This is a genomic window from Gordonia sp. LMA484 (assembly GCF_058129505.1).
On the sequence record NZ_CM176700.1, the window covers coordinates 636,933 to 663,454 of the forward strand.

22 protein-coding genes are annotated in these 26,522 nt (G+C 63.5%); 13 read left to right on the forward strand and 9 right to left on the reverse strand.

All coding sequences use genetic code 11. The features are described 5' to 3' along the window. Positions 1–8: 8 nt before the first annotated feature. The 3 genes from AC4AMJ_RS02830 to AC4AMJ_RS02840 are packed head-to-tail and all read right to left on the reverse strand — an operon-like array spanning position 9 to position 3,936. The gene (locus AC4AMJ_RS02830) at positions 9–1,193 is read right to left on the reverse strand and encodes a glycosyltransferase family 4 protein (protein ID WP_489917178.1); all 1,185 of its coding nucleotides are present in this window, start codon (positions 1,191–1,193) and stop codon (positions 9–11) included. Next, positions 1,190–3,208, reverse strand: coding sequence for an O-antigen ligase family protein (locus AC4AMJ_RS02835; protein WP_489917179.1), 2,019 nt, complete (start codon positions 3,206–3,208; stop codon positions 1,190–1,192). The genes AC4AMJ_RS02830 and AC4AMJ_RS02835 overlap by 4 nt, the downstream gene beginning before the upstream one ends. Further along, positions 3,205–3,936 carry a hypothetical protein gene (locus AC4AMJ_RS02840; RefSeq protein WP_489917180.1) on the reverse strand — a complete coding sequence of 244 codons (732 nt, stop codon included), beginning with the start codon at positions 3,934–3,936 and terminating at the stop codon, positions 3,205–3,207. The genes AC4AMJ_RS02835 and AC4AMJ_RS02840 overlap by 4 nt, the downstream gene beginning before the upstream one ends. Before the next feature lie 253 nt (positions 3,937–4,189). On the opposite strand from AC4AMJ_RS02840, the gene AC4AMJ_RS02845 reads away from it, so the two are divergent. The 6 genes from AC4AMJ_RS02845 (at position 4,190) to AC4AMJ_RS02870 (ending at position 11,042) form a co-directional block, all read left to right on the forward strand. Then, complete coding sequence (locus tag AC4AMJ_RS02845; protein WP_489917181.1) at positions 4,190–5,437, forward strand: glycosyltransferase family 4 protein; 1,248 nt, start codon at positions 4,190–4,192, stop codon at positions 5,435–5,437. A gap of 45 nt (positions 5,438–5,482) precedes the next feature. After that, a complete protein-coding gene (locus tag AC4AMJ_RS02850; RefSeq protein WP_489917182.1) occupies positions 5,483–6,973 on the forward strand; it encodes an oligosaccharide flippase family protein in 1,491 nt (496 codons plus the stop codon). A 41-nt stretch (positions 6,974–7,014) separates the two neighbouring features. Then, entirely contained in the window at positions 7,015–8,187 is a 1,173-nt protein-coding gene (locus AC4AMJ_RS02855) for a glycosyltransferase family 2 protein (RefSeq protein WP_489917183.1), read from the forward strand. Positions 8,188–8,351: 164 nt separating this feature from the next. Further along, positions 8,352–9,614, forward strand: coding sequence for a methyltransferase domain-containing protein (locus tag AC4AMJ_RS02860; protein WP_489917184.1), 1,263 nt, complete (start codon positions 8,352–8,354; stop codon positions 9,612–9,614). 1 nt (position 9,615) lies between these two features. Continuing rightward, positions 9,616–10,398: a sugar phosphate nucleotidyltransferase gene (locus AC4AMJ_RS02865; RefSeq protein ID WP_489917185.1), complete on the forward strand. Its 783-nt coding sequence runs from the start codon at positions 9,616–9,618 to the stop codon at positions 10,396–10,398. Next, positions 10,398–11,042: a PIG-L deacetylase family protein gene (locus AC4AMJ_RS02870; RefSeq protein WP_489917186.1), complete on the forward strand. Its 645-nt coding sequence runs from the start codon at positions 10,398–10,400 to the stop codon at positions 11,040–11,042. The genes AC4AMJ_RS02865 and AC4AMJ_RS02870 overlap by 1 nt, the downstream gene beginning before the upstream one ends. A gap of 10 nt (positions 11,043–11,052) precedes the next feature. On the opposite strand, the gene AC4AMJ_RS02875 is transcribed toward AC4AMJ_RS02870, so the two are convergent. Then, positions 11,053–12,183 (reverse strand): glycosyltransferase, encoded by a 1,131-nt coding sequence (locus tag AC4AMJ_RS02875; protein WP_489917187.1) that lies wholly within the window; start codon positions 12,181–12,183, stop codon positions 11,053–11,055. Positions 12,184–12,364: 181 nt separating this feature from the next. On the opposite strand from AC4AMJ_RS02875, the gene AC4AMJ_RS02880 reads away from it, so the two are divergent. Then, the gene (locus tag AC4AMJ_RS02880; protein ID WP_489917188.1) at positions 12,365–13,816 is read left to right on the forward strand and encodes a protoporphyrinogen/coproporphyrinogen oxidase; all 1,452 of its coding nucleotides are present in this window, start codon (positions 12,365–12,367) and stop codon (positions 13,814–13,816) included. Between the two features lie 23 nt (positions 13,817–13,839). Here the strand turns inward: AC4AMJ_RS02880 and AC4AMJ_RS02885 are convergent, their stop codons facing one another. Together AC4AMJ_RS02885 and rfbG are read right to left on the reverse strand one after the other, a co-directional pair. Next, a complete protein-coding gene (locus AC4AMJ_RS02885; RefSeq protein WP_489917189.1) occupies positions 13,840–14,796 on the reverse strand; it encodes a TIGR03621 family F420-dependent LLM class oxidoreductase in 957 nt (318 codons plus the stop codon). Continuing rightward, complete coding sequence (rfbG, locus tag AC4AMJ_RS02890; protein WP_489917190.1) at positions 14,793–15,908, reverse strand: CDP-glucose 4,6-dehydratase; 1,116 nt, start codon at positions 15,906–15,908, stop codon at positions 14,793–14,795. Before rfbG ends, AC4AMJ_RS02885 begins: the two co-directional genes overlap by 4 nt. A 29-nt stretch (positions 15,909–15,937) precedes the next feature. Here rfbG and AC4AMJ_RS02895 point away from each other — a divergent pair, with 29 nt between their 5' ends. Continuing rightward, on the forward strand, positions 15,938–17,065 hold the full coding sequence (locus AC4AMJ_RS02895; protein ID WP_489917191.1) for a class I SAM-dependent methyltransferase: 1,128 nt from the start codon (positions 15,938–15,940) through the stop codon (positions 17,063–17,065). Positions 17,066–17,067: 2 nt separating this feature from the next. Here AC4AMJ_RS02895 and AC4AMJ_RS02900 read toward each other — a convergent pair whose 3' ends face one another. Beyond that, complete coding sequence (locus AC4AMJ_RS02900) at positions 17,068–19,152, reverse strand: Rv1355c family protein (RefSeq protein ID WP_489917192.1); 2,085 nt, start codon at positions 19,150–19,152, stop codon at positions 17,068–17,070. A 157-nt stretch (positions 19,153–19,309) separates the two neighbouring features. On the opposite strand from AC4AMJ_RS02900, the gene AC4AMJ_RS02905 reads away from it, so the two are divergent. Continuing rightward, complete coding sequence (locus tag AC4AMJ_RS02905) at positions 19,310–20,029, forward strand: hypothetical protein (RefSeq protein WP_489917193.1); 720 nt, start codon at positions 19,310–19,312, stop codon at positions 20,027–20,029. Positions 20,030–20,050: 21 nt separating this feature from the next. Here the strand turns inward: AC4AMJ_RS02905 and AC4AMJ_RS02910 are convergent, their stop codons facing one another. Further along, on the reverse strand, positions 20,051–21,214 hold the full coding sequence (locus AC4AMJ_RS02910) for a GGDEF domain-containing protein (RefSeq protein WP_489917194.1): 1,164 nt from the start codon (positions 21,212–21,214) through the stop codon (positions 20,051–20,053). Between the two features lie 267 nt (positions 21,215–21,481). Between AC4AMJ_RS02910 and AC4AMJ_RS02915 the strand changes: the two genes are divergently transcribed. Then, a complete protein-coding gene (locus AC4AMJ_RS02915; protein WP_489917195.1) occupies positions 21,482–22,873 on the forward strand; it encodes an exopolysaccharide biosynthesis polyprenyl glycosylphosphotransferase in 1,392 nt (463 codons plus the stop codon). A gap of 105 nt (positions 22,874–22,978) precedes the next feature. Continuing rightward, positions 22,979–24,169: an EAL domain-containing protein gene (locus AC4AMJ_RS02920; protein WP_489917196.1), complete on the forward strand. Its 1,191-nt coding sequence runs from the start codon at positions 22,979–22,981 to the stop codon at positions 24,167–24,169. Positions 24,170–24,510: 341 nt separating this feature from the next. Here AC4AMJ_RS02920 and AC4AMJ_RS02925 read toward each other — a convergent pair whose 3' ends face one another. Further along, the gene (locus tag AC4AMJ_RS02925) at positions 24,511–25,488 is read right to left on the reverse strand and encodes a 1,4-dihydroxy-2-naphthoyl-CoA synthase (RefSeq protein WP_489917197.1); all 978 of its coding nucleotides are present in this window, start codon (positions 25,486–25,488) and stop codon (positions 24,511–24,513) included. Between the two features lie 129 nt (positions 25,489–25,617). Between AC4AMJ_RS02925 and AC4AMJ_RS02930 the strand changes: the two genes are divergently transcribed. After that, on the forward strand, positions 25,618–25,785 hold the full coding sequence (locus tag AC4AMJ_RS02930; protein ID WP_489897057.1) for a hypothetical protein: 168 nt from the start codon (positions 25,618–25,620) through the stop codon (positions 25,783–25,785). A gap of 24 nt (positions 25,786–25,809) precedes the next feature. Beyond that, a complete protein-coding gene (locus AC4AMJ_RS02935) occupies positions 25,810–26,460 on the forward strand; it encodes a PaaI family thioesterase (RefSeq protein ID WP_489897056.1) in 651 nt (216 codons plus the stop codon). The last annotated feature ends 62 nt before the right edge of the window (positions 26,461–26,522 follow it).

Sequence of the window (26,522 nt, forward strand, 5' to 3'; positions counted from 1 at the left end):
CGGGCGGCTCATCGACGAGATTCCGCCCGGATCAATGTGTCCGCCACCAAGCGCGCGGCCTCGGCCCACGCCCCTTCGATGCTCCGGCGCCCGGTCTCGCCCATGCGGTGAGCCAACTCCGGATCTCGGAGCAGCGTCAACATCGCTTGCGACAGCGCGTGCCGATCGCGTGCTGCAACGAGAAACCCGGTGTCGCCGTCGCGAACCACGTCGGGGAGGTCACCGACGGCGGTGGCGACCACTGGACGGCCAAACGTGTAGGCAAGATGAACCACACCACTCTGACTCGCCCGGATGTAGGGCACCACCACCAGCCGGGCACCCGACATCACGGCACCCACCTGGTCGGAAGCGATGTAGTGGGGGCGGGCTTCCACGTTACCGATGGCCTTGGCGTGATTCAGCACGCGTGGCAGATCGACATCTGCACCGACCGCGCCCGCCATGATCAGCCGGGCGTCGGGCAGTTCCTCACGGACGAGGGCAAAGGCGTCCAGCAGATCCTCGATACCCTTATACCTGGTCCAGGTGCCGAAGAACAGGGCCGCCGGTGCCGAGCCTTCGACCGGGAGCTGCGGTGCGGCCACCTTCTTCAATGCGTTCTCGTCGCCATGTGGAATCACCACCACATCGCACGGGGGATTCCAGCGTTCGATCACCAGCTGCCCGGTGCGCGCACCGAGTACGAACGCGGCGTCCAAGCGATGCCACGCCGCACCGAAACATGCCTGCAGTAGTGTTCCCGACTTCTCGGTACTGGTGTCGCGTGCATCAGACCGCGGGAACGGCTCATGCGCCACAATCGCAAAAGTGGTGTGCGGCAACAATCGTGAAAATGCGGCGACGAACAATGGCTCGAACGAGAACCGCCAGTGGGAGAACACCACCGATCGCGGTCGTGCCGCCACAAGTCGTGCGCCGAGAACGATCCACGCCAGCACGAGTTGGCCCGCCCGTAACGGTCGCCGCAACCGGCGCATCACTCGGCCACGATCGGCCGTGTCGGCGGGGTGCCAGGTGGGCAACAGTGGCCTGACAGCGAAACCGGTTTGACCGGAGCTCAATTCCGGTTCCGGGCCGGTCCATAATTCAACGGGCGGCATGACCTCGGCGAGGGCTTCGCCCAATTGGACGCCGAACTGGAACAAGCCACCGGATGGTGCGAACTCGACAAGGACCACGGGACGATTCATGCGGATACGCCCTCTCGATCGGTCACCTCAGAGCCAGTCCTGCGAGAAGACTCACGCCACGGTGCTGCAAGGCGGCGCAGGAACAGCCAGGCGATCAACGCGACCAACACGCCTGCAACGATCGCAGCGACCTCCGCGGCTGTTGATCGTGTTGAAACTGCAGCTGTCCTGACTTCGTCAACAGTGGTGAGCGAGTATGACCCCGCCAGGTGCTCGGTGGTTGTCGCCTTCGCAGTGGCAACGGCATCGGTCACCTCGGTGACGGCTTGTGCACGGTCGGGCGTGGTGGCACTGAACGTCATAGTGCCGCGGACGATGTCGGCAGTGACCTTCACATCGGTGTCATCCGGGGTCAGCAACACCGCCAGAGTCGGGTAGAAGGCTGTGCGCGTACGAATGTCCATCGCATAGAGGTAGTATCCGTCCACATCGCCGACCGGAGTCATCGCCACAGTTTGACTGGCCGTGGTGGCCGGTGCGGCGGTGGCCGCCGCCACACTCCAGGCTGCTCCGGCGCCGAGTGCTCCGGCAACCAGCCAGATTCCGGCTGTGCGGGACAAGTCGCGGAGGGCGGCTTTGGCGGGCCACTGCGGTGCCAGTGCGGCTGCCAGGGCCAGAACGATCCCGAACGTACGAAAGTACGCTAGGTGGAGCGTCACACTGGCCGCTGACCACGCCACGATGGCCGCTATGACGGCCGCTGTGAGGACGCGGTCAGGTGCCCGTGGCCGGGCAGTCAACCGCAGCAGTGGGATGGTGAGAAAACCCAACACGAGCACCGTCCAGCCGACGATGCCGAGGATGCCCGACTCTGCGCCGGCCTGGAGGTAGAGGTTGTGTGGGGCTTCGATTGCCTGCTGCGGCAGTATCGCCGTCGGCACCAGACCTGAGAATTCATCGGTGTGTTCGGCGAATGTTCCTGGGCCATAACCGAAGATCGGTCTGTTCTGGAACATCAACGAAGCCATCTCCTGGGATGCGAGACGTCCCAGTATGGACGGGTCGATCGTCGCCGTGGTTCCACCCGCCCGGCCCACCTCGTCGGCGGCCGAAGTGAGACGGTCGCCGATGCCCGGCGCCAGCAAGACCGCGATCGCAAGAGGCGGGGCCGCCAACAACGCCCATCTCCGTGCAGTCGGCCCGCACGCGATCGCCCACACCGCGAGCATTACCAGGGTGGCCAGAAACGTCCCACGCGATTGCGTGAGATAGATGCCGGCAAGAATCGAGATGGCAGCGGCGGCCCAGCCGGCTGCCTGAGGAGTTGCGCGGTTGCGCCAGGCGCGGACCGCAAGCGCGCCTGCCAGCGGCAAGCCCATCACGAGGTGGCGGCCCCAGAAGTTCGAGTCGGGTAGCGGTCCCCCGTAGCGCAGCGTGGTGATGGCCTCCCCGTACGCCTCGGTGACCTGCGCGAACCCTCCGAAGGGGAACGTCCCGTGGAAAGCGATCTGGTTCACCAGCGTGAGGAACGACATCACGGCCATTGGAATTACCATGGCAGCTACGGCAATCCAGACTCCGCCAGTGACCTGGATCAGCATCAGGACGATCATCACAAAGGAGCAGTCGATCGCGGCTCTGGTCAGGGTGGCGATCGATACAACAACGTCGGTGCTCCCGATGGTCGCCAGGCTCAACGTGATCACATATCCGAGCAGTAGGAGTCCAGCGACGAGGGTCCAGTGGTTCAGTCGTGCCCGGGCATCCGGTGACCGAAGAGCCACGGCCAGCGCGGCGACCCCGAGCAGCATCGAGGCCTGAAACAGCGGCAGGTTTGCCGAGGGGGCCAGCACACCCGAGACGTTGGTGACCTCGGCGACGACCATCACGACCAAGCTGACAACCGGGAACTGTGCAGCGATCCACAAGCACACGACACCGGCGGGTACTGCGAGTATCAACAATGGTTTCGTGTCGAGATAGAGGACGCAGCTGACCAATACGGCCAGACCCGCGACGATCAGTAGAGCCGGTAGTTGATCTCTTGCTGCACGCCGCGCGGCGGTCAGGTTCATGACGTGGAGTTACTCGGTTCAGCTCCCGCTTCGGACCCTTCCGAAGTAGCCGGAAGCTGCGAACTCTGGCTGGGTAGGTCTGCGTCGCGCTCAGGCTCGGATGTTTCGGTCACCTGATGGGCCGAGTGTCGGCGGGTTTGCCCGTTCCGTCTAGTGCGCCGCCGCGAGATCAACAGACCGGCCCCGGCCCCGACGATGCCACCACCGATGATGCCGATCACCAAAACCTGCCACGTCGAAGTCTGGGAAGACTGTGTGGCGGTGCCCTCCTGCGGGCCGAGTACATCGAGTGTGAACGGCGCCGTCACTCGGGACACCTGGGGGTCCGATGTCCGTAGCACATCTTCCAGGGCGGTCTCGGCGGCCTGTGCCGTCGGCCCGGTGACGGTGACGGTGACCATCGTCGTGTCTGGTATCGCGGCAGCTGTCAACGAAAGGTCAGACATCGGTACGCCTGCGGCCTGAGCCGCAGACGGCAACCACCGATCCGGGTCTTGATAGACGATCGCAGCGGTCTTCGAAACCTGCCCACTTGTCAGGACTTCCCAGAATCCTGAACTCTCCGAGGTCGGGGCGTCGGACGCCGGCAGGATCGCAACGTTCGCCGATGCCACGTAACGCGATTCGCCGGGGGTGAGGGCCAGCGCGATGAGCGCACCGAGGATTGCGCCGATGAGCGCGCCGATCAGCAGTGGCGTGCGTGCGGTTGCGAACGTCTCCCGGTTCATCGGGCCTCCAGTCTGGCTGAATCGCGGCGTTGACTGCTGTGTGCGGGTTTTCGCGGTCGTGCACGGCGCAGCTCGTGAGCGCCCACGTCGGCACCGCGGTGGTTTGGAGACACGTTCTCGACTTCCTGCTCCGCTGTCGCATCAACAGCTTGCGGACGGGAGTCCGCCAATCTGCATCGCGCATCCAGGGTGACAGACTACCTGGATCGGGGTTAGCATCGCCGACTGATGGACTAGGCACTCAGGAGGCCGTATGGCGGTGACGCTGCTCAGCGCCGTCGATCCATATCCGACAGACGCCGGCAAGAAGGTCGTGCTCGCCGGATTTGTCACCTACTTCGCCGAGCGTTACGGTCCCGACCAAGTGCATTACCTCCTCGTGGGCGAGCGTGAGGCGGCCACCTTCCCCGTAGAGCTTCACAGCGTGCCACTGCCGAGCCGTCGTGCGGCGCTGGCCAATGTCATGACGAAGGTTTCGACCGGCCGTGCCAGCCTGCAGGAGGCTCTCCTGCGATCCCGGGTGACCGCACGTGGCATCGCTCGGGCGCGTGAGCACATCCAGCCCACGATCGAGGTCTACGACACCGTACGGATGGCACAGTTCGCCGACGACCAGGCGGGGCGACAGGTGTGCTACCTCGACGATCTGTTCTCTCAGCGGTATGCGGCGATGCTCGAGGCTGCTCGCACGTACCCAGATGTCGACATCCGACCGTTGGGCAACTTTGCCTCGCACGTGCCGCCCACGTTGCGACCACTCGCCGACAACCGGCGAGCTCAGGTTTCGCTGCTGAAGGCCGAGCGAGCGCTGGTGGCCAAGAGCGAGGACAAGGTCGCGAGAACTTTTCGACGGAGCCTTCTGGTCAACTCGATCGAAGCCAGCACCTTGGTCGACCGCACAGGTGTGTCGCCTGATCGGATCAGAGCGGTACCGCCTCTGGTCGAAGCTCCGGCACCACTCGTCCGCAGGGTGAACCGGCCGGTGTTCATCTTCCTCGGATTACTTTCGCTACCGCACAACGACGACGGCCTGCGGTGGTTCCTGACCCGGGTATGGCCGCTGGTACTCGAACGACTGCCCGGGGCCGAGTTGCGGGTGATCGGCCGGGGCGCGCGGCCCGAACTGACCACAATTGCGGAGCGTTTCACCCATAGTGTGTCGATCGAGGGCTATGTTCCCGAGCTCTCGTCAGCGCTCTCCGACGCGGCCGCCCTGGTCAACCCGCTGCGCTTCGGTTCGGGTGTCAAGCTGAAGGTCGTCGAAGCACTGGCACGTGGACTTCCGGTGGTATCGACAACCGTGGGGGCAGAGGGGATCCGGAGTGGGAGGGACGCGGGGGTTCTCGTCGACGACGAAGCCGAGGCATTCGCCGAGAGAATGTGTGATCTCACGTCCCCGCAGGCAAACCTGGAGGTCGCCGAAGCGGCGACTGCGCATTTTCGCGACGTGTACTCCAGGGATGCGGTGTTCGCCGCCTACGATGCAGCGTTCGGCACGTAGCGCCCGTGTCCAGAAACACCTTCGGCCGCCGAAAATCGGAGTGAATTGAACCTTTCCGGAACCCTCAAACGGGTCGCCACGGCTGCCGGGATGGGGCTGGTCGTTGTCCAGGGTGTCGGCATTGTCCAGACCCTGGTCCTCGGTCGCATTCTCGGTCCGACTCAGGTCGGACTCTTCACGGCCGGAACCGTTCTTCTCGGATTCATCGCGGCTTTCTCCCAGGGGGCCATCTCCCAGGCGCTCGTACAGCGGCGAACCGACGTCGAACAGGCCGCCAACACGGCGTTGGTGGTTACCTTCGGCACGGGACTGCTCTTCGCTCTCGCTCTGGCCGCGCTATCACCGTTGGTGGGCGCTGTGTTCGACAGTTCCGAGGTAGGTCTGATCGCGCTGGCCAGCTCGGGAATGGTTGTGCTCCACACATGTACCAGCGTTCCCGATGCGCTGATGCAGCGTGAACTGAAGGTCTATCGAAAGCTCGTCGTGGATCCGGTCGTCACCATCACCTATGCGGTGGTTGCGATCTCCCTCGCAGTAGCCGGATTTGGTGCGTGGTCGATGGTGATCGGGACATACGCTTCGCAGGTGATGTGGGTCGCGCTGAGTTGGTGGTTCGCGCGGTGGCGACCGTCGCGTGGTCAATTCTCGGTACGGGTGTGGCGCGAAATGGCGGTGTTCTCCTTTCCGGTCCTCGTCAGCTCGGTCGCCGAGCGGACGCGCGAAACCGTTGAGCAAGTTCTCGTGGGACAGTTCCTCGGACCAACCGCGCTAGGGCAGTTCCGCTACGGGTTCAGGCTGGGGTCGATGCCATCGCTGGCCATTTTGCAGGTGTGCTCGTACACATTGTTTCCCGCTTTCGCTCAGATAGCGCACGAACGGGCCCGACTGGCCCACGCCTACGTGCGCGCAATGGGATGGCTGTGGGCGGCCGCATTGCCGGTCGGTTTCGTCATGGTGCTCGCCGCCGAACCAGTGATCGTTGCGTTACTCGGGGACGAGTGGCAGCCGGCCGGGTCGGCGGCCGCAGCGATGGCCGGCGTGGGGCCGGCAATGGCGCTGGCCTCGGTGGCCACCGAAGCGATCAAGGGTGTCGGGCGTCCGCGTGCCCTCACCTGGCTTGCCGTCGGCAGTGTCCTCATTGGGGTTCCACTGGTGTGGTGGATGACCAGCTTCGGGTTGACCGCGGTTGGCATCGGGATCTCGGTGACATACCTGGTGATGGGCACCGCCTCCATGGTGGTCGCTGGGCCGATTGTCGGCGTCGCCTTGTCATGGGTGTTGCGTGTGCTGGCACCGATAACCGCATCGGCGTTGACGGCATTCTTACTTATTGGCGGAGTCCGCTTGTGGTTCGGTGGCGGCGGAATCTTCACGCTCATCACCGAATGTGCTGGCTACGTCGTCATCTACGTAGCCGCCCTGTCGGTGTTCGACAGAATCCGGGTGCGCGTGATCGTGGCCGAGATCGGTAGACTTGTGACGCGTGTTCGCCGCCGCGGCGATGATGACGCGCCTACGGATCGCCGGACAAGGTGAGCTGTCGCATGGGACGGATCTGGCCTGGGGCGGGTGACAGTATGAGCGACGGAAGTACGTTACGGGTAATGTGGCGGGAGTATGTGGAGCGCCATGCTCTCGACCCCGGTCTTGTGGCGGTGTTGGCCCGCCTGGCGCCGGCCGCACCCCCGGTTATCGATCGATTGGCCGCGCCGCCCGTATTCCCGCAGCGGCCGCACACGGTTTCGGTCGTCATTCCCTGCTACAACTACGCCCACTACCTCGCCGAGGCCGTCGAAAGCGCTGTGCGGCAAACCGCGATCGAGGTCGAGGTCATCATTGTCGATGACTGCTCGACGGACGATAGCCTAGCAGTGGCGACCGGCCTGGCCGATCGCGACCGTCGTGTCCGCGTGCTGGCCAACCAATCGAATCTTGGGCACGTGCGCTCGTTCAATCGCGGATGGGAACAGAGTGTCGGAGAGTTCGTCGTGAAGCTCGACGCCGACGATCTGCTTGCGCCCGCGGCGCTTGCCAGGGCAGCTGCTTTGTTCGACGCGTATCCTTCCGTGGGTCTTGTCTACGGCCATGCCCGTCACTTCTGGTCGGACACTGCTCCCGCCGGGCGAGTTCATTCTCCGCGATGGACGGTCTGGCGGGGCACGCACTGGCTTGCTGAGCGATGTACTCGAGGGCGCACAGCAATCACCAATCCCGAGATGGTGCTGCGCAGTGCGCTCCTTCGCGAAATTGGGCCGATGAATCCCCAAATTCCGTATGCGCCCGACATGGAGATCTCCCTGCGGATCGCGGCGGTATCTGATGTCGGCTATATCGCTGGAGCAGATCAGGCTCTGCACCGGGAGCACGCGGGCAGTATGAGCATGACGGACGGTTCGGGCGAGCTCGTCGACCTCCACGCCCGCCTGGCGGCGTTTGAATCAGCTCTGGCTGATGCCCCTGCCGAAGACCGGGAGGACCTGTTGGCCACCGCCCGGTGCGCCCTGAGCGAGGAAGCTGGGCGGTACGCCGCGGCAGCGCGCGACCGAGGCCGCCCCTCGGCGGACTACGCGGACCTTGTCGCCTTTGCTGCGCAGGTGGTACCTCACGACCAGTCGGAGCAGGCGCGGCGTCGATTTGAGTCTCCAGGGTCGCGGACGCTGCCACGGCGAGTCGGGCTGTGGGCACGGAAAGCGCTGCGGGCGTGGCGTGATGAGGTTCTGCACATTCGCTGGATGGTGACCGGGGTGTGAGCTCGCCGATCACTGTCCGCCGGTGACGGACGACCAGGCGATTCGTCAGAAAGGTTGATTCGTTCGGCTGTCGCCTTTGCTAAGATGCACTCAATCCGGTTTGGCTCGGTCGGCGATGCGTCAGGTTGGCTCAACTCGGCGACGTGGGGAAGGGCGCATTGTCAATGAAGTGCCGTCTGTGTGGATCTCAGCGTCTGATGAGTGTTCTCGACCTGGGTGCGACGCCGCCGTGCGAGCGGTTCCTCGCTGCCGATGACCTCGACACCATGGAGCCCACCTTCCCGCTGCACCTGCGCCTGTGTGAAGAGTGCTTGCTGCTACAGATTCCTGCGTTGATCACGCCGGAGGACACGTTCACCGAGTATGCCTATTACTCGTCGTACGCGGATTCGTGGGTGGCCCACGCCCGTTCCTTCGTCGACGCCGCGACGCAGCGCCTCGGATTGGGTGCGGAGTCGTTCGTGATCGAGGTCGCCAGCAACGACGGATACCTGCTGCAACATGTCGTGGCCGACGGTCTCGCATGTCTGGGTATCGAGCCGTCGGTGAACGTCAGCGCCGCCGCGCGTGAGAAGGGCGTACCCACCGAAACCGCCTTTCTCGACGAGGACCTCGCCGCGCGTATCCGTCGTGAACACGGTCCGGCTGATCTGGTCGTGGCCAATAATGTCTATGCCCACATCCCGGATCTGCTGGGTTTCACGCGGTCTCTTCGGGGCCTGGTCGCCGATGACGGATGGGTGAGCATCGAGGTCCACCATGCGCTGAACCTGGTGCAGAAGGCACAGTTCGACACCATCTACCACGAACATTTCCAGTACTACACAGTCCTGAGCGCGTCACGCGCGTTGGCCACCGCCGGCTTGCGGGTGGTGGACGTGGAACTATTGACCACCCATGGTGGATCGATCCGGGTCTGGGCACGCCCGGACGAGGTGACCGATTCGCCTAACCCGCGCGTTGCTGAAGTGCTCGACGTGGAGCGAGCGGCTGGATTGCACGCTCCTGCAGGATATCGTGATCTCCAACCGCGGACCGACGCCATTCGCCACGAGCTGCTCACATTTCTACTGGCCCAGCGGGCCGAGGGGAAGAGGGTGGTGGGCTATGGTGCACCGGGGAAAGGCAACACGCTGCTGAACTACTGTGGCATACGGCCCGACCTTGTCGAATACACGGTGGATCGAAATCCCTACAAGCACGGCCGGTTCACTCCGGGAACACGAATCCCGATAAACCGGCCGGCCAAGATCGACGAAGACCAACCCGAGGTCATCCTTGTTCTCCCGTGGAACCTCGAACGCGAGATCAGTGCGCAGTTGGCGCACGTCAAGGACTGGGGCGGTCAGCTCGTATACCCCTTGCCCACACTGCATTTCGCGGATGTTGGCGTGAGTGCCCACCTCGAGGCGGAAAAGGGGCGCTGATATGAAAGTAGTCCTGTTCTGTGGCGGCTACGGTATGCGGATGCGTACCTCGGCCGAGGACGTTCCGAAACCGATGCAGATGGTTGGGCCGCGTCCACTGATCTGGCACATCATGCGTTACTACGCGCATTATGGCCACAACGAGTTCATCCTCTGCCTCGGCTATGGCGCCAGTCATATCAAGAACTATTTTCTCAGCTACGAAGAGACCGAATCGAATGATTTCGTCATGCGTGGTGGCGAGGTGGAACTGTTTCAGACCGATATCAGCGACTGGAGCATCACTTTTGTTGACACCGGACTGGAGTCGGCGATCGGGGAGCGGCTACGCCGCGTGCGGCCATACCTGGATGGCGACGAACGTTTCCTGGCCAACTATGCCGATGTGCTGACCGACGCCCCGCTAGACGAGATGATCGACGCGGTCGCGGAATCGGGTGCGGCTGCATCCATGATGGTCGTGCCGCCGCAGGCGTCATTCCATTGCGTCGAGGTGGCAGACTCCGGGTTGGTCAACGCGATCACGCCTGTCGCAGAGCTGTTCTCAATCTGGGTGAACGGAGGCTTCTTCGTGCTGACGCAAGAAGTCTTCGATCATCTCCCCGAGGGTGGCGACTTGGTGGGCGATGCATGTGTCGCGCTCGCTGCCCAGGGTCGGTTGTTCGGGTACCGACACCAGGGTTTCTGGATGCCAGCCGACACATTCAAAGAACGAGCTGAGCTCGACAGTCGTTACACGCGAGGAGACCGACCCTGGGCGGTCTGGGAGCGGTTCGGTAGCTGATGCTTGGTCTGGCGACCGGAGCACTGGACGAGATCGTGGTGCTCGGTGCACACTGTGACGACATCGCCATCGGCATGGGCGGCACGCTGTTGACGCTGGCGCAGACGACTTCGATTGCGCGCGTTACTGTTTTGGTGCTCACAGGCGGGGAGACCGAGCGGGAGCTCGAGGAGCGAGCAGCGTTGGCAGCCCTTTGTCCGGGTGTCGCGGTGGAGGTCACCGTCTTGGCGTTCCCCGACGGGCGGACGCCGGCGCATTGGAATGCGATCAAAGATGCTGTCGCCGAGCTGCGCCGAGCCTCATCCGGAAAGGTTGTCTTCGCGCCCCAGCGCCATGACGCACACCAGGATCATCGTTTGCTCGCCGAAATCGTCCCAACCGAGTTCCGCGATCACTTGGTGCTCGGGTACGAAATCCTGAAATGGGAAACCGATACACCCCAACCCTCGGTGTTTCATCCCATCACGGCCGAGATTGCCCATGAGAAGGTCCGGCTGCTGCATGAACACTACCGGTCTCAAACGTCACACGATTGGTTCGATGACGAGAGCTTCCTGGGTCTTGCACGGCTGCGCGGGGTTCACTGTCGCCACCGGTATGCCGAAGCCTTCACGCTCGAAAAGGCGTTGATCGGATTCGATTGAGCCCAGGAGCTCAAATTGTGTGCACTGGCGCCACGCTGCCTCGCCTGCGGCGCCGACGCACCCGATCTACCAGCGGTTCCCGATTGAACCGCGAATTGCGTCCGATGTTGGTCTCGATTGCTTTGCGGGTGACATCGATGCGAAACCAGACCCGCGGCAAGAACCTCGAATCATTCGCTATCGACGCACGCACGGTGCGCCCGCGCAGGGATGACTCGATGGCGGGCCAGGTCTTGCGGGCGTGGTCGGCATAGGTGGCGCCCAGCTGTCGGACGTCCGGATCAGGTGACGCTAGCGCCATGCACGCGTACTTGGCGGCGTCCACTGCCAGAGCGCGGCGAGAGTCGTTGATCTCCCGGGAGCCGATCGGCGCCCACGAATCCAGCTCAGGTACCGCGTCGAACACTTGTTGTCGACCGATGAAATCGTTGATCCAACTGTCAGCGTTGATCTGCATATGCAGATTCGCGCCATGCTTACGGTAGTAAGCCTGAGCTGGTCCGTTGACCCGGGCCACGTTTCCGCGTAGTGCCGCCTGAATCCAAAGCAACATGTCCGAGGTCAGGCGAAATTCTGTGTTGTAGCCACCGATGTCACGCAATGTCTCGGTGCGCATCAAGACCTCGGGGTGAAAGAAGGGATTCGTACCCTCCCGATAGCGCCCACGAACCCATGTCATGCCGTCCCATACGGTCCAACTCGTTACCGGGTCATTTTCGAAGGGCGGCGGACCGTCCTCGAACGGCGGGCAATTGCCATATGTCATGACCACATCGGGCCGGGATTCCATTACCGTCACCGCCCGGGTGATCGACCCGGGCGTGAGTAGGTCGTCTGCACAGAGGATCTGGACGTATTTGCCTGTTGCCAGTTCAAGGCCATCGTTGAAGTTGCGTAGATTGTGGATATTCTCGGTCTGGGTGTGCAGGCTGATCCGCGAATCGGAGGCGGCAAGTCGACCAGCGATCGCGAGGCTGTCATCTGTCGAGCCGTTGTCGGCGATGATGACCTCGATATCGACACCGGGCTGGTCGAGTGCGCTGAGCACCGCGGCCTCCAGGTAGCGGCCGTAGTTGTAGCACGTGACGACGATGGATACCGTCGGGCGAGTGTCGAGCTGTTTCGGCTTCACATTGACCATTACCTGACCCTCACCATAGCCTGTGCGTCGTTCGGTATCAGCCTCGTCGAACCGTGATCTTTAGCGCTGCGCAAGACATTCCGGGCGCCGTGGCCTCCGATGGTGCGGATCATAGTAGCTGCACTTCGGTCGCTCCGGGCGGAATCATCGACGGTGAACCGGAGCATACGATGCCGACAACGTGATCGCAACAGCGATAGAGGTTTGTGCCGCACAAGACGTATCATGCGAAAGAGCGTCAGCAAGAACGAATGCGATCTGGATCCGAATGGGGAGGAACCCGCCCATGCCGAATGCCCCGGTCGTCGTCGTCGGAACCGGATTCGCGGGTTTCGGTGCAGGACATCGCCTCGAGGAGGCAGGTGCCGAGTACGTGGTCTACGACCGCAATCAATGGTTCGGCGGCCACACCGCCAGCCACATCCTTCCGGAAGGTTTCGTTTTCGATCAGGGCCCCCATGTCTCCTTCGCCAAGGACGAGCGGGTGCAACAGATTCTCGCCGACGCGGTCGGCGGCAACTATCGGGATGTGCGTATCGGTCTTGACAGCTATTGGCACGGGACGTTGGTCACGCACCCAGTTCAGGTCAATCTGCATGGTCTGCCCGAAGACCTCGTTGTCAAAGTACTGCTCGACCTCATCGAGGTGGCGAAGAATTCGACCGACGGTGAGGCGCCGCCCGCCGACTACGAGACGTGGCTTCGCCGTTCGTACGGGAACACCTTCGCCGAGACATTCCCGATGACCTACGGAGACAAGTACCACACGACTCCGATGAAGAACCTCACGACCGACTGGCTCGGGCCGCGGATGTATCGCCCGTCGGTGGAGGAGGCGTTGCGAGGGGCTCTATCGGTGAAACCTGTTCGGGATCTGCACTATGTCACCCAGTTTCGCTATCCCACCAACGGTGGATATGAGTCCTATCTCAGATCCTGGGCTCGGAGGGCAGAAGTGCGCCTGGACCACGAGGTCGTAGGAATCGACACAACCGAACGAGCTCTCCGGTTCGCGAACGGCGAGACGGCTGAGTACAGCGAACTCATCTCATCGATTCCGCTGCCGGAGTTGGTTCCCCTGATCGACAATTGCCCACAAGATGTGGCAGATGCCGCGAAACGGCTCGCATTCTCTTCCGTACTCCTCGTCAACGTGGGCGTTGGCCGTCCGGGTCTCGGCGGTGACACACACATCCGCTACGTCTATGACGCCGACATCCCGTTCTCGCGCATCAACTTTCCACATCGCCTCTCGCCAAACGTGGTCCCGGACGGAGCGAGTGCGATCCAGGTCGAGTGGTACTTCTCTGACAAGTACCGCCCGCTCCGGGTGGAACCGGATTCGCTCATCGAGCCGACGCTTACTCACCTACGCTCGATGGGGGTTCTCGCTGCCGCCGACGAAATCTTGGTTTCAGAGGCGCAACTGGTCAGGTTCGCCAACGTGATCTACGATCACGATCGGTTCGAGGCCGTCAGCCTGATCCATCCGTACTTGGCGAAGGTGGGGATTCATGTCTGCGGCCGATACGGCGAATGGAACCACTTGTGGACAGACGAGTCATTCCTGAGTGGTGAACGAGCAGCCGATTCAGCTCTGGCGGGGGTGGCCGATCGCTCTCCGCTTTCATGATGCGACAAGGTCGATCAACGCACTCATTCACCGGATAGGCGGTTGACGATGGGGGCGACCATCTCGACGTCGCCGCCCAGATTGAAGTAGGAGAACCCGAACCGTTCACGAAGTTCGAGAAGCTTCTCCACGCACCCCTCGACGCTGCCCACGAGCACTGACGGTGAGTCGGCCATCGCTTGGTCGTCAGCCGCAAGGGCTTGGGAGAAGCTGGAGACCGATCTGCGGGCCCCGCCAGGGGAGTCGGTGACCTCAACCAGATACACGGAGTGCTGCAATTCGGGCTCGGGGCCGACCCGTCCCGAGTCGTTCCACGCCGTCCGAACCCACGCGACTTTTTCGGCGACACGCTCTGCCCTCAGATCCGCCGCCGCATCTCCATCCGCGGTCGAGTTCCGGAGTTTGGCATGCACGCCGACGATGTCGGCGACCCGACCGGCCAGTTCCAATGCGCGTCGGCCGCCTCCACCCAGCATGATCGGCGGGCGAGGTTGCTGCACGGCATCGGGGAGCCCTTGTAGGTCTCGGATCTGGTAGTACTCACCCGAAAAGTTCACCGGATCGTCGCCGAACAGGTCGCCGATGATCGTCACGGCTTCTGCCAATCTCGCCAGACGTTCGCGTGGGGGATCGAATACGATTCCGGTCGACTGATAGTCCGACGGCATCCAGCCGGCTCCCAACCCGATTTCCACACGGCCTTCGCTCAGCACATCCAATGTGGCGAACGACTTGTGGGCAACGACCGGATGGCGAAAGTCGTTGGCCAGCACCAACGTCAAGAATCGGATGCGGGAGGTCATCGCGGTGGCGGCGGCCAGCGAGATAAGCGGGTCCAACATCCAGCCCGACGTGAGGTGATCCGAGATGGACAATGTCGAGAAGCCCAGATCCTCGATACGTCGGATCGAGTCACGCCACGTGGCACGCGAACCCTCCCATCGGGGCATGGGCGCGATGAACCGAAACGGGCGACTCATCGGCTCGCCGGGTCTTCCAGGTAGGCTTTGATGTCGGAGATACACGCTGCCCGAGCCATTTCCGGATCTTCTCGCACACTTCGGTGCCATTGAACTGTCCGATGGACCGCGTCCCGTACACCCCATTTGGGTTGCCAACCGAGCTCGGCGAAAGTTCGGTCCGTGGACAGGCGCAGCGTGCCCGCCTCGGGCAAATCTTCGGGTCGGCTGCTGTCAACCCACCGTCCGTGGCCCCACTCCGTGATCATCAACTCGGTCAGTTGGGCCACTGTGGCCTCATCAGCGCGATTGGGACCGAGGTTCCACGCATCGCAAAACCGGGCGGCTTCATTCGAGCACAGTCGTGCCGCCAACGTCAGGTAACCCGAGAGTGGTTCCAGAACATGCTGCCATGGCCGTATGGCCTGGGGCCGGCGTAGTGACACAGGGTCATCGCGGCCCAATGATCGAACGATGTCGGCGATGATTCCATGGGGCGTCCAGTCTCCACCGCCGATCACGTTGCCTGCCCGTGCGGTCGCCAGGGCTATGCCGTGCCGCTGGATGTCGTCAGGGGGGAAAAACGAGCTCCGATATGCCGCAGCGACAAGCTCCTGTCCAGCCTTGCTGGCACTGTAGGGGTCATGACCCCCGAGCGCATCACCTTCGGCGAACCGGCGACCTTTCTCGTCGTTGGCATAGCACTTGTCGCTGGTGACAACAACGACTGCACATCGCTTGTCGAGTTCGCGCACTGCATCGAGGAGAGCCGCGGTGCCGACCACATTGATGTCAAACGATTCGATGGGCTCTCGATAACTATCGAGCACTACGGTCTGCGCTGCCAAATGCAAGATGATGTCGGGCTGGCTCTCGCGGACAATGGTGGAGATTCTTTTGCGGTCTCGGATGTCACCCCGGACGTCGGCGACGAGTACCTCGCGCACGGAGGAGAGCTCGAAGTTGTTGGGCTCGGTCGGGGGCGCCAGCGCGTACCCGGTGACGCGCGCGCCAAGTAAATTCAGCCAGATGGCAAGCCATGATCCTTTGAAGCCGGTGTGTCCGGTCAGGAGTACGGAGCGGCCGGAGAACATCTGATGGAGTTCAGTGATCGGTCGCTCGGGCTCATTCACCGAACCAGTCTAAACGAGGAGGTCATCCGATGACTGCGTCATTGTCCACCAGGTCATGCCGATCCTGTCAGGCGATTGGCCTCGAGACCATCGTCGATCTCGGTAAGCAACCAGATCCTGATTGGCTGCTCGATCGCGACGACTCGCCGCCGGCCCCACTGGAGGATGTATGCCTCGTCATCTGCTCTGGGTGTGGCCTCGTCCAGCTCGCTGGCCCTCGCCCAGATGGCCCACGCCCGCCGCATGGGCACGCGATGCCTCTCGCCGCTGGTGATCCATGGCTCGAGTTGTTCGGCCGCGCGCTTGGGGCGGGTCCGAAGTCTGTGTGTGATTTCGACGGCTCGAGCGGTCTGCCGGCGTTGCAGCTCAGCTCCGGTGGGCCGGTCTATCGAGGTCTCCCCGTCGATGAGGTCGACGTCGTCCTCCTCGGTCACGCCCTGAACCACGTCGATGATCCGGATCAGATACTTGGTGACCTTGAAAAGTTGCTCGCGCCATCGGGTTCGATCGCGATCGACTTCCATCACGTGTTGGGCCTGGTGCGGGGTCAGATAGACGTAATTTCACACACTCACCGTTGTTACTTATCGCTTTTCAGCTTGGATGCTGCCCTTGCTCGTCACGGTTTCGAGATCCTGGCAGTGCGGCGGATCGCCGAATACGGTGGGACCGTTCGGGTTTTAGCAACCCGGTGTACCAACTCGAGGAGCTATGACCAACCGGGTGGCGACCTCGAAGAAGTGCGAGCGGTCGAACGCGCGGCGGACCTCGCTCACGCCGAGGGCTTTCAAAACGTAAAGCGCGAGATTCGCGAGGCCTCCGATCGGCTGAATCAGTTTCTGGACGGCGCGGCGACTGCCGGGCGCAGGGTTGTCGGCTACGGTGCGGCGTCTCGTGGGACGACCTTCCTGAACATGGCGAGTGTCGGGTCGGATCGTCTTCCGCTCATCGTCGATCGTGATCCTGCCAAACAAGGCAAATTCCTGCCATTATCGAGGATCCCCGTCGGTGCGCCCGCGGAGATCGACGGCATACGACCATCGGAAATACTGGTGCTTCCGTGGCCGTCGGCGCAGGAGATCAAAAGGCAACTCGCCCACACCGATGAGTGGGGCGCGCGATTCGTGGTCGCCTTGCCTTCTTTGCGGACCCTGTGAGGTTACCCAGCCATCCCACCCGTCCGCGACAACCGCAACACCACCGTCGGTGTCTCGCCCGGACCGACCGGGCACAGCGTGAGCATCTCGCGGCGCAGCGTGGCCAGTTCGTCGCCGTGCGCGGGCGACAGGCTCCGTGCCTCCTCGTCGTTCTGGGCGTAGAGGAAGCAGGGTGTCATCGGGTGCACTGCGAACCCGAGTCGCTCGGCGGCAAGCCACAGTCGCTGCATCACCAGGCCGGCGCGGAGGAACGAGGCAGTGTCGGTGCCGGTCTGGATCAGGGTGACCATCGCCGATGCGGACTCGACCCGCCCGGCCGCGTCGGCGCCGAGCGCGTTGCCGCCACCCCACTCGTCGAGCAACGCCATCACATCGGAACGGCGGAGTAGGCCCATCATCTCCATCATCGCGGGCGGAAAGCCGAGGGAGTTGATCTGTATGCCGATCGGGTTGGCCGGATCGTCGGTCAGTTCCGCGAACATTTCCCGGTGTAGTTCGGGGGTGAGGAATCGAATTCGGTCGGAGGAGGCGAGAATCGCTGCGGACCGGCTGATATCCGTCCGATCAGTCAAAACATTCAGCCGGGTTTGTTCGGTTGTCGCGACGTCGACCAACTGGTTTACATCGCCAGGTGAAACGGGGGAGCGGTCGCCGAGTCCGCGTCGGGTCGACCGACTGCGCAGGGATTGCATATCGGTGTCGCGGTGGTCGGGGTCGGAAGACGCTCCAGCGGGCCCGAGGCTGATGCGTATGGCGATCTGATCGGGTTCGTCGACGAGCTTGGTCGCACCCAGAATCCCTCGGCTCGCCGCGGCGATCTGCGCGTTGGCTGCTGCGGCCCCGACCGCCACGGCCGAGGCGCGGTGCCCTAGGTCGAGTGTCGAGGTCCGATCGGGGTCGAGCGCGATCGTCACGCCGTCGGCATCGGCAGTGACGCGCCACGGTTGTTGATTTCCGGCCGACGGCGCACGGTTCGCGGCGTCCACGACCAGCGCCGAATCCGACAAGTCCTCGGGGCGCGTCTCTTGTGTCAGATTCTGTTCAGGGAGAACCTTTTTCGTTTGCATGACTAATGGGTCGGTCAGAGGGTCGACGATGTCGCCGAGCCACGTGTCCCGGTCGAACCGGACCCGTCCCGACGGCAGCGGCCTGTCTTGCACCAGACGTCGGACCGCCGCCGCCACCGAGGCTCCGCCCAGCAGAACGTCGCCACCGAGTTGAGGCCAGGCCGTCACCGTGTACCCGAGCTCCAGGGCGGATGCGGCCATCGATGCGGTCACCTTGGCCGGCTCCAGCACCCGAACCGCAAGCGCGGTGACGGCGCCGCGGTCGAGGCCCACGAGATCGTCGGCGCGCAGGTCGCCGGCCAGGCCATGAAAGAGTGGTCGATCGCGGTCGAGGTCGAACCGTTCGACGTCGAGTGTCCCGCCGTCGCTGGTCTCCATGAGAACGGGGATGCCGAGTGTCCGGCTGCGCTCTCGGATCAATACTTTCGCGTCGAAGGAATCGCATTCTTCGATGACGATATCGAGACCATCCAGAAATGAATCGACATTCTCCGTGGTGATTCCTTCGTCGAATATCGTTGTTGAGATATACGGATCGATTTCCGCAATTCTTCGCGACGCCACGACCGCTTTGTTGACTCCGATATCCATCAATGATGCAGGAATACGATTCATATTTGTCAGCTCGAGTGAATCGAAATCCGCGAGACGTAATTCGCCGGCGAGGCCCTCCAGGGCAAGGGCGAGGGCAATGGCGTGTCCGACGCTCAGGCCGACGATGCCGACCTTCAGTTGCCGGCCCCGCTCCTGGTCCATTGTGGTGAGTTTGTGCCTGTTGCGGTCGAGGCGGAGGCGCCGATACGTACGCGGACCAGGGATCTTGACCACTGTGCGGCGCCACGGGTAGTAGGCGAACCGGGCCTCCTCGGCCTCCGCTTCATAGGGCGGAAGCAGGCCTCGCAGGGCCTCTGCCGAATCGGCGGTGATGTCGAGGAAGAGGGAGTCGGAACCCTCGGACAGTTCGGGCGGCAGGGAGGTCTCGGAATAGAGCGTCGGCGAGGCTTCGGTGGGCGAGCGCATCAGCATATAGTCGCGCACTCGAAGAAGCCGCGCCACAGCGGTGGTGGGGTAGCTTATGAAGTAGCCAACCCACGAAGACGTGCACTATGGCAACATTGCGCATGAGGCCAGTGAATTTTTGTGTCATTGGCATGCTGTTGAAAGGCTGAATACCGCGATGATACGGACCCGAAGCGTGAATACCGTCGGCATTCTACGGGTCCCACGGCCCGATTGTGAGCAAGGCTACACGGTGATCGCGGCCGATCCGCGTCAACAGGCCGGACTCTGGCATGAGTACCTGAACGGCGCGGATGCCGCCTACACCCGTCACGGATGTGCGGCTGCCCTCGATCTCGATGCTGTCATTTCCGGCGAGGGGACGGCATTCTTCTTCACCGTTCTCGACGTTTCCGGCACGGTGTGTGGTGGCCTACGTGTGCAGCCTCGGTTCGTTGCCGCGGCGCAGTCGCATGCGCTGGAGGAATGGGCAGGTCAGCCGGGCCAGGTGCAGCTGGTCAACTCCATCGAAGGACGACTCGCCGGTGGGGTCGTGGAGGTGAAGACCGCGTGGGTGGACGAACGGTCACCCACCGCGGCGGATGTCGCAGGCCAGCTCTCGCGGCTCGGCCTCGTGATCATGGAGATGTCCGGAGTGCAGCACATGATGGCGACAGCGGCCGAGCATGTGCTGCGACGTTGGGAATCGGGTGGTGGGCGAGTCGACACGAGCGTTTCGCCGACGCCGTTCCCCGATGACCGGTACAGCACGCGGCTGATGTGGTGGGATCGTGCCGCTCTGCCGGAGCGGACATCGTCGAAGATCTGGCGTCGTATGCGCGACGAGGCAGATGCGCTGCAGACGGCGACCGACGCTCGTCTCGTACTCGGCGCCTGACAGAGGTAAGCACCGCGTACGTCAGACCTCGACGTCGGCATCCTCGCGCGCTCGACGGGAGAAGAGCGTGAACAGGCTGTCGGTGGGTGGGGGTGTTCCGACATCGACCGCCACTGGACGAAGTGCCGGCTTGTGCCAGACGATCGGATCCATCGACTCGATCACCGAGACGTCGCGGCCCTGTTCCTTGGCCGCGTAGACACAGTCGTCGGCCCGACTGAGGAGCTCGGCGACCACGTCGTCCGTGGACGCTGCGGTCTTGCGGGTAGAGGTGACGAGGGGCGCGCACACACCACCGACACTCAATGTCACGGGAGCCGCGTCGGACACCGCCGTCCGGAAATGTTCGGCCGACGCCAGGAGTTCGGTCTCGTCACGCGCGACGCAGAAGACCAGGAACTCTTCCCCGCCGAACCGGCAGACGACCGATCCCGTCGGTGCCACCTCCCGGATCGTGGCGGCCACCGACAACAGGACGCCGTCGCCGGCCAGGTGACCGTGTCGGTCGTTGATCTTCTTGAAGTGGTCGATGTCCATGAGAAGGATGCCGATCCAGCCCTGCGAGACCCGCGCCGCGGCGAGGAGTTGCGCAACCCGGGCCAGGAATCCACGGCGGTTCAACAGTCCGGTCAGCGGGTCGATCCCGCTCAGGCGGGTCTGCCGATCCAGAGTTGCCTCCAGGGACCGGCGCAGCGCGACCACCAGGAAGACCGGCACCGTGATCGTGCCCATCATCGCGCCCACGCTGATCAGCGTCGCGGCGAACGACGTCGCCGTCATGGCCATTACCGTCGAAGACCCGGCCACGGCGAGAGCCAAGAGCGACAGGGTCAGAGATATGGAAGGGGAGATCGCGGCGATGGTGGGTATGACGGCCACCAGCGCGAGTACGGCCTGCGAGGCCTTGGGCGCGGCCAGGATCATCGACGTGCCGCAGATGCCGATAATTCCGAAGCCGCCGAGGACCGCGAATTGGAGGTCGGTGAGGCGGTGCTTGATCGCGGTGACGGTGAATGCCGCGGCAATGAACATCCAGATACCGAGCAGCGGTAGCAGGGCACCGGGCTTGAGGGTCTCCGGCGCCAGCACGGCGATCACGGGCAGGGGCAGCACACCGCCGGTGCTGATCAGCGTCGCCGCTGACCGGGCGTCATAGCGCCCGAGCACCGCCTTCATCACGGTCATGTATCGACCACTTTCCGTCGGCGAAGCCGACGTCCTCCCCGAGCCGTTCCAATTGTTTAGTGCCAGAAACGAAATCTCGATCGCAACCGATCTATCAGTGCTGAGGAAATTCGCTATCTGGGCAATAACACTAACGCAACATCCCGGCCGCGGCGAGCGAATCCCTCAGTCGGAAACTCATCACTTATCGGTGTGTTCTGCTAATTTGTTGCAGGCAGTCCTGCCCCTCTGGTCGTGCGCACCCTGAATCCGAGAACGAGCTACCCGATGGTCTCAACTCCAGTCAAGCGAGGTGGTCGTCGCTGGGCCATTGCCCGCAATCGCACCGACCCCGTGCTGCTCGGTCTGGACGGCATCCTGCTGATACTCGTCGCCATCGTCGCCATCGTCGCCAACGGCGATGAGGGCACTCTCGGCAGGGTGGTCGGCGTTGTCGGGGTCGTGGTGACGCTCGTGGTTCTGGACATTGTCGGCTTGTATCGGGCGCGGTTGACATTGTCGGCGCTCGACGACCTCCCGCGGCTCGCCGCGTGGTCGGTGATCACGTCGGCAGTGTTGTTCACGATTGCGCGCCCGGGTGTGACGATGATGCGCGCCGCGTATTACGCGGTCCTCGTCTTCGCGGCCCTATTCGCGGTGCGCGTCATCTATTTCGCGATCACGCGCCATCGGCGTCGGTCCTCGGCGAAGCAACGGATGCGTGCGGCGGTGATCGGTGGCGGCGTAGTGGCGGCTGAGTTGATTTCCAGTACGCGGTCCCACCCCGAACTGGGACTCGACGTGGTACTGGCAGTGAGCGATGACCCGCTGCCAGAACTCGCGTCGGCCGGAGTGCCCATCGAAGGCGGAATCGTCGACATCCGCAGCAAGGTCAAAGCGCACGGCATCAATACACTGCTGGTGGCGTTCAGCTCGGCGCCGGACTCGCGGCTGGTCACCCCGCTACGCGAGTGCGACGAACTCGATTGCGAGATCTACATCGTCCCGCGGCTGTTCGAGTTCGTCTCCCTCAACCAGGACATGGACCGCATCCACACGATCCCCCTGGTGCGGATGCGCCGGGACGCGCTGCGCACCTGGTATTGGAAACTCAAGCGCGTCTTCGACGTCAGCGTCGTCTGTGTCGCCCTCGTATTGTTGAGTCCGGTCATGGCTGCGGTCGCCCTCGCGGTGTATGCGTCAGATCCTTCGGCGCCGACCATCTTTCGGCAGAGAAGGATCGGACGGGGCGGCCGATTGTTCGACCTCCTGAAGTTCCGCTCCATGCGTCCGGTGCCCGAGTCGTCGTCGGACTCCGAATGGCAGCCCTCCGAGGAGGACCGGATCGGCAGGGTAGGGCGGTTCATCCGTAAGACATCGCTGGATGAGCTGCCGCAGCTGTGGAACGTGCTGCGCGGCGACATGTCGATCGTCGGCCCCCGGCCGGAAAGGCCCCACTTCGTCGAGCAGTTCGAGACCTCGATACCCAGCTACCGGGATCGACATCGCGTCGAGGTCGGCTTGACCGGATGGGCCGCGATCCACGGGCTCCGTGGGGATACGAGCATCGCCGACCGGGCGCTCTACGACAATTTCTACATCGAGAACTGGAGCGTGTGGCTCGACATCAAGATCATCGTGCGAACGCTCGGCGCCGTGCTTCGCGGCACCGGAGGCTGACCAGCATATCGGTCCGCCGGAAACGCGGCATTTGCGCTTACACTATGTGGCAGAGACGCTGGCGTTTACTGGAGTCGTTAGAGAACGGGAACGGGGACGTCGGTGATGAATCGCGGACTATCCGGAGAGACCGTGATCGCGGTCGCGGCAGACCCCTACCATCGGGCTGCGGTGGCCTATGGACGTGCAGAATCGGCGCTCATCGCTGATCGATTCGTCGAACAGGTGCTGCGCCCGTTGATTCCCGCCGCGTCGTTTCAGCGGCGCGCGGACCTCGAATGGCTGATCTGGTTGTCGACGGGCTACGACGGCCTCGACGGTCTCATCGAGGCGGTACGGGGCAAGCTCGGTGCCCAGCAGGTGCAGATCGACGGTGCCGCGTGCTTCCTCGACATATGCATGGGTGTGGCGGTGGGCGCCGACCTGCCGGAGGCGATCACTTCCGCCGACCTCATGCACTGCGCCGATGCCGCGTTGTCGACCGCGCTGACCAAACATCACAACGTGGTGTTCGCGGATCCGACCACACTTACGCTTGTCCGCGACGAGATCGAGGTCGCGCGGCGACTGACCCAATCGGTAGAGGACGATTTCGTACTCCACTACCAACCTATCGTCGAGCTGCCCAGTCGTCGGGTCGTCGGCTACGAGTCACTCCTCCGGTGGCACACCGAATCCGGACTGCTGACCCCGGACGTCTTTCTTGCCGTGGCGGAGGACACGTCGTTGATCGTGCCGATCGGACGTCATGCCATCGGTGACGCGATCCGCACCCTGTCCACTGACATCACCCCCGCATTGGGTGACGAGGCGTTTCTGACGATCAACCTGTCGTCCCAGCAATTATGGGACGGGCGAATCGCCGATCACGTCGACGGATTGATCAGGACGTACGCCGTTCGTCCGGACCGGGTCTGGATCGAGGTGCGAGAGAACGAGGCCGTCCGGCTCGGGACGTCGGCGGCCCTCGCCGTGCGGCAGCTGCACGAGATCGGTTGCACGATCTGTGTGGACGACCTCGGGTCCGGCTTCTCCGCCCTGCGCTACGTCCGGGATCTGCCGATCGACGTGCTCAAGGTCGACAAGACACTGATCGTCCACCTTCTGGAGGACCCATCCAATCGGGCTGTGGTGCGCGCGATCTGCGACATGGCGCGGGCGACTGGCATCACCATCGTCGCAGAGGGCGTCGAGGACGAGGAGTTGATCCCCGCGCTCGAGGAGCTCGGGTTCAACCTCGCGCAGGGGTACCTGTTCGGGCGGCCCGAAGCGCCCGCGCGTGCGTTCGCCCGGTAGATCAAGTCGTGTGCCTCGGTCTCTGAGGAGCGAGCGAAGCCCCACCCCGGTCCCTGAGGAGCGAGGCGCCAGCCCCACCCCGGTCCCTGAGGAGCGAGGCGCCAGCCCCACCCCGGTCCCTGAGGAGCGAGGCGCCAGCCGAGCGTCACGAAGGGCGGGCCCTTCGTGACGCATCCTCGCAAGCTCGGAGGCTCCTCAGGGAGCGTGTGGTGACGCATCCTCGCAAGCTCGGAGGCTCCTCAGGGTGCGGGTGGTGACGCACCTCGCAGGTTCGGAGGCTCCTCAGGGTGCGGGTGGTGACGCATCCTCAGGCCGGAGGTTGGTGACGTGCGCCCGCCGGCTCAGTAGTAGTACGGGAATGACTCCCAATCCGGGGACCGCTTCTCCAGGAAGGCATCCCGGCCTTCGACGGCTTCGTCGGTCATGTAGGCCAGGCGTGTGGCCTCGCCGGCGAAAACCTGCTGGCCCATCAGACCGTCGTCGGTGAGGTTGAACGCGAACTTCAGCATGCGTTGCGCGGTCGGCGACTTCCCGTTGATCTTGCGGCCCCACTCGATGGCGGTGTTCTCCAGATCCGCATGTGCGACAACTCGATTGACCGCCCCCATCTGATGCATGGTGTCGGCGTCGTAGGCTTCGCCGAGGAAGAAGATCTCGCGGGCGAACTTCTGGCCGACCTGCTTGGCCAAATAAGCGCTGCCGTAGCCGGCATCGAACGACCCAACGTCGGCGTCGGTCTGCTTGAACCTGGCATGTTCGCGCGAGGCCAGTGTGAGGTCGCAGACCGAGTGAAGCGAGTGTCCGCCCCCGGCCGCCCAACCGTTGACCACCGCGATGACGACCTTGGGCATGGTCCGGATGAGTCGCTGCACCTCCAAGATGTGGAGTCGTCCGCCCTCGGCCTTGACCCGGGCTTCGTCCACCGTCTCCACACCCGCCGCAGCGACATCGGAATCATGGCTGGTCGCGTACTGGTAGCCCGACCGTCCGCGGATGCGCTGATCGCCACCGCTGCAGAACGCCCATCCACCGTCCTTGGGGCTCGGACCGTTGCCGGTGAGCAAGACGGTGCCGATGTCGGGGGAACGGCGGGCGTGGTCGAGGGTGCGGTAGAGCTCGTCCACGCTGTGGGGCCGGAACGCATTGCGCACCTCCGGGCGGTCGAAGGCGATCCGGACGATCCCATTGGCCCGGCCTTCGCCGACATGACGGTGATAGGTGATGTCGGTGAGGTCGTCGAATCCAGGGACCGCCGCCCACTGGGACGCGTCGAACGGATTGTCGGTGCCACGAGCCGCGGAGTCGCCGGATGCAGTCATGGAAATGAGCCTAGTGCGCAGCTGAGCGCACCCGATTCGCGGCCATCGGCGGCGGCAGTTCGAAAACTCGGCGTTACCTTTGACCTCGACCTTTGACCGAAACCCCGCAGATGGTGGCATGCTTGAGCCGTGGGCTGGATCATCGCCGCGATCATCCTCACCGTGTGGGTCACGGTGGCGGTGGTGCTCGCCTTGGTGATCGCTCGCACAGTGCGTCTGCGTGACCAGCGCGAGCAGCCACGTCCCCTGCAGGACAACATCCCCGGTGATCCGCCCGGGCCGGGCCGCGAGGGCTGATCGTCCGTTCTATACGGTTGACGCATGAGTGATGGCGTCAGTCCGGATACAACCACCGAGGTCGAAGATCCCCATGAGGGTGGTTTCCGCGCACACACGGCCATCACGACCGAGCGCGGCGGCCCCCGATACGGCGAGTTCAGCGAACAGGTCCGCACCCTCATGGACCGCGCCCGCTACGCGTGCCCGACCCCCGAGCTGACCGACGAACTGATCGGTGACCTCGAGCGTATCAACGAGAAGCTCGCCGCCGTCCGGATCGACGAATGGCATTCGCCGGCGGGCACCCGCATCGACCTGCCCGCTCGCGGCAACATCACCCTGCCGCCCTATGAGGTCACCCAGGTCAACGACGACGGGGTGTTCGCGACCGTCACGTTCCGCGACTTCCACCTGGGCGGCAACAACGCTGCCCACGGTGGTCAGATCGCCGTGGCCTTCGACGATCTGGGTGGTTTCGCGTCGGCGGTGGCGATCCAGGGTGTCAGCCGCACCGCCTATCTCACGGTGCAATACCGATCCATCACGCCCTTGAACAAGGGGTTGCAGTGCCGTACCTGGGCCGAGAAGGTCGACGGGCGCAAGGTGTCCATCAAGGGCACGCTGCACGACGGTGACCGACTGTGTGCCGAAATGGATGCGCTGTTCATCAAGCTGAATCCCGGCCAGCCGTAGCAGTTTTCGTAACGTTTCGGCGGCCCGCCCCGATCGTGAAGTATGTCCGTGAAGAGGTTGGG

What these genes read in the sequence shown, in the direction of transcription:
- AC4AMJ_RS02875 (WP_489917187.1), bottom strand. Translation starts at nt 12,183, where the DNA reads ATGGTCAATGTGAAGCCGAAACAGCTCGACACTCGCCCGACGGTATCC.
- AC4AMJ_RS02915 (WP_489917195.1), top strand. Translation starts at nt 21,482, where the DNA reads ATGGTCTCAACTCCAGTCAAGCGAGGTGGTCGTCGCTGGGCCATTGCC.
- AC4AMJ_RS02845 (WP_489917181.1), top strand. Translation starts at nt 4,190, where the DNA reads ATGGCGGTGACGCTGCTCAGCGCCGTCGATCCATATCCGACAGACGCC.
- AC4AMJ_RS02870 (WP_489917186.1), top strand. Translation starts at nt 10,398, where the DNA reads ATGCTTGGTCTGGCGACCGGAGCACTGGACGAGATCGTGGTGCTCGGT.
- AC4AMJ_RS02840 (WP_489917180.1), bottom strand. Translation starts at nt 3,936, where the DNA reads ATGAACCGGGAGACGTTCGCAACCGCACGCACGCCACTGCTGATCGGC.
- AC4AMJ_RS02895 (WP_489917191.1), top strand. Translation starts at nt 15,938, where the DNA reads ATGACTGCGTCATTGTCCACCAGGTCATGCCGATCCTGTCAGGCGATT.
- AC4AMJ_RS02900 (WP_489917192.1), bottom strand. Translation starts at nt 19,152, where the DNA reads ATGCGCTCGCCCACCGAAGCCTCGCCGACGCTCTATTCCGAGACCTCC.
- AC4AMJ_RS02885 (WP_489917189.1), bottom strand. Translation starts at nt 14,796, where the DNA reads ATGAGTCGCCCGTTTCGGTTCATCGCGCCCATGCCCCGATGGGAGGGT.
- AC4AMJ_RS02910 (WP_489917194.1), bottom strand. Translation starts at nt 21,214, where the DNA reads ATGACCGTGATGAAGGCGGTGCTCGGGCGCTATGACGCCCGGTCAGCG.
- AC4AMJ_RS02920 (WP_489917196.1), top strand. Translation starts at nt 22,979, where the DNA reads ATGAATCGCGGACTATCCGGAGAGACCGTGATCGCGGTCGCGGCAGAC.
- AC4AMJ_RS02855 (WP_489917183.1), top strand. Translation starts at nt 7,015, where the DNA reads ATGAGCGACGGAAGTACGTTACGGGTAATGTGGCGGGAGTATGTGGAG.
- AC4AMJ_RS02865 (WP_489917185.1), top strand. Translation starts at nt 9,616, where the DNA reads ATGAAAGTAGTCCTGTTCTGTGGCGGCTACGGTATGCGGATGCGTACC.
- AC4AMJ_RS02830 (WP_489917178.1), bottom strand. Translation starts at nt 1,193, where the DNA reads ATGAATCGTCCCGTGGTCCTTGTCGAGTTCGCACCATCCGGTGGCTTG.
- AC4AMJ_RS02925 (WP_489917197.1), bottom strand. Translation starts at nt 25,488, where the DNA reads ATGACTGCATCCGGCGACTCCGCGGCTCGTGGCACCGACAATCCGTTC.
- AC4AMJ_RS02860 (WP_489917184.1), top strand. Translation starts at nt 8,352, where the DNA reads ATGAAGTGCCGTCTGTGTGGATCTCAGCGTCTGATGAGTGTTCTCGAC.
- AC4AMJ_RS02905 (WP_489917193.1), top strand. Translation starts at nt 19,310, where the DNA reads ATGATACGGACCCGAAGCGTGAATACCGTCGGCATTCTACGGGTCCCA.
- AC4AMJ_RS02835 (WP_489917179.1), bottom strand. Translation starts at nt 3,208, where the DNA reads ATGAACCTGACCGCCGCGCGGCGTGCAGCAAGAGATCAACTACCGGCT.
- AC4AMJ_RS02935 (WP_489897056.1), top strand. Translation starts at nt 25,810, where the DNA reads ATGAGTGATGGCGTCAGTCCGGATACAACCACCGAGGTCGAAGATCCC.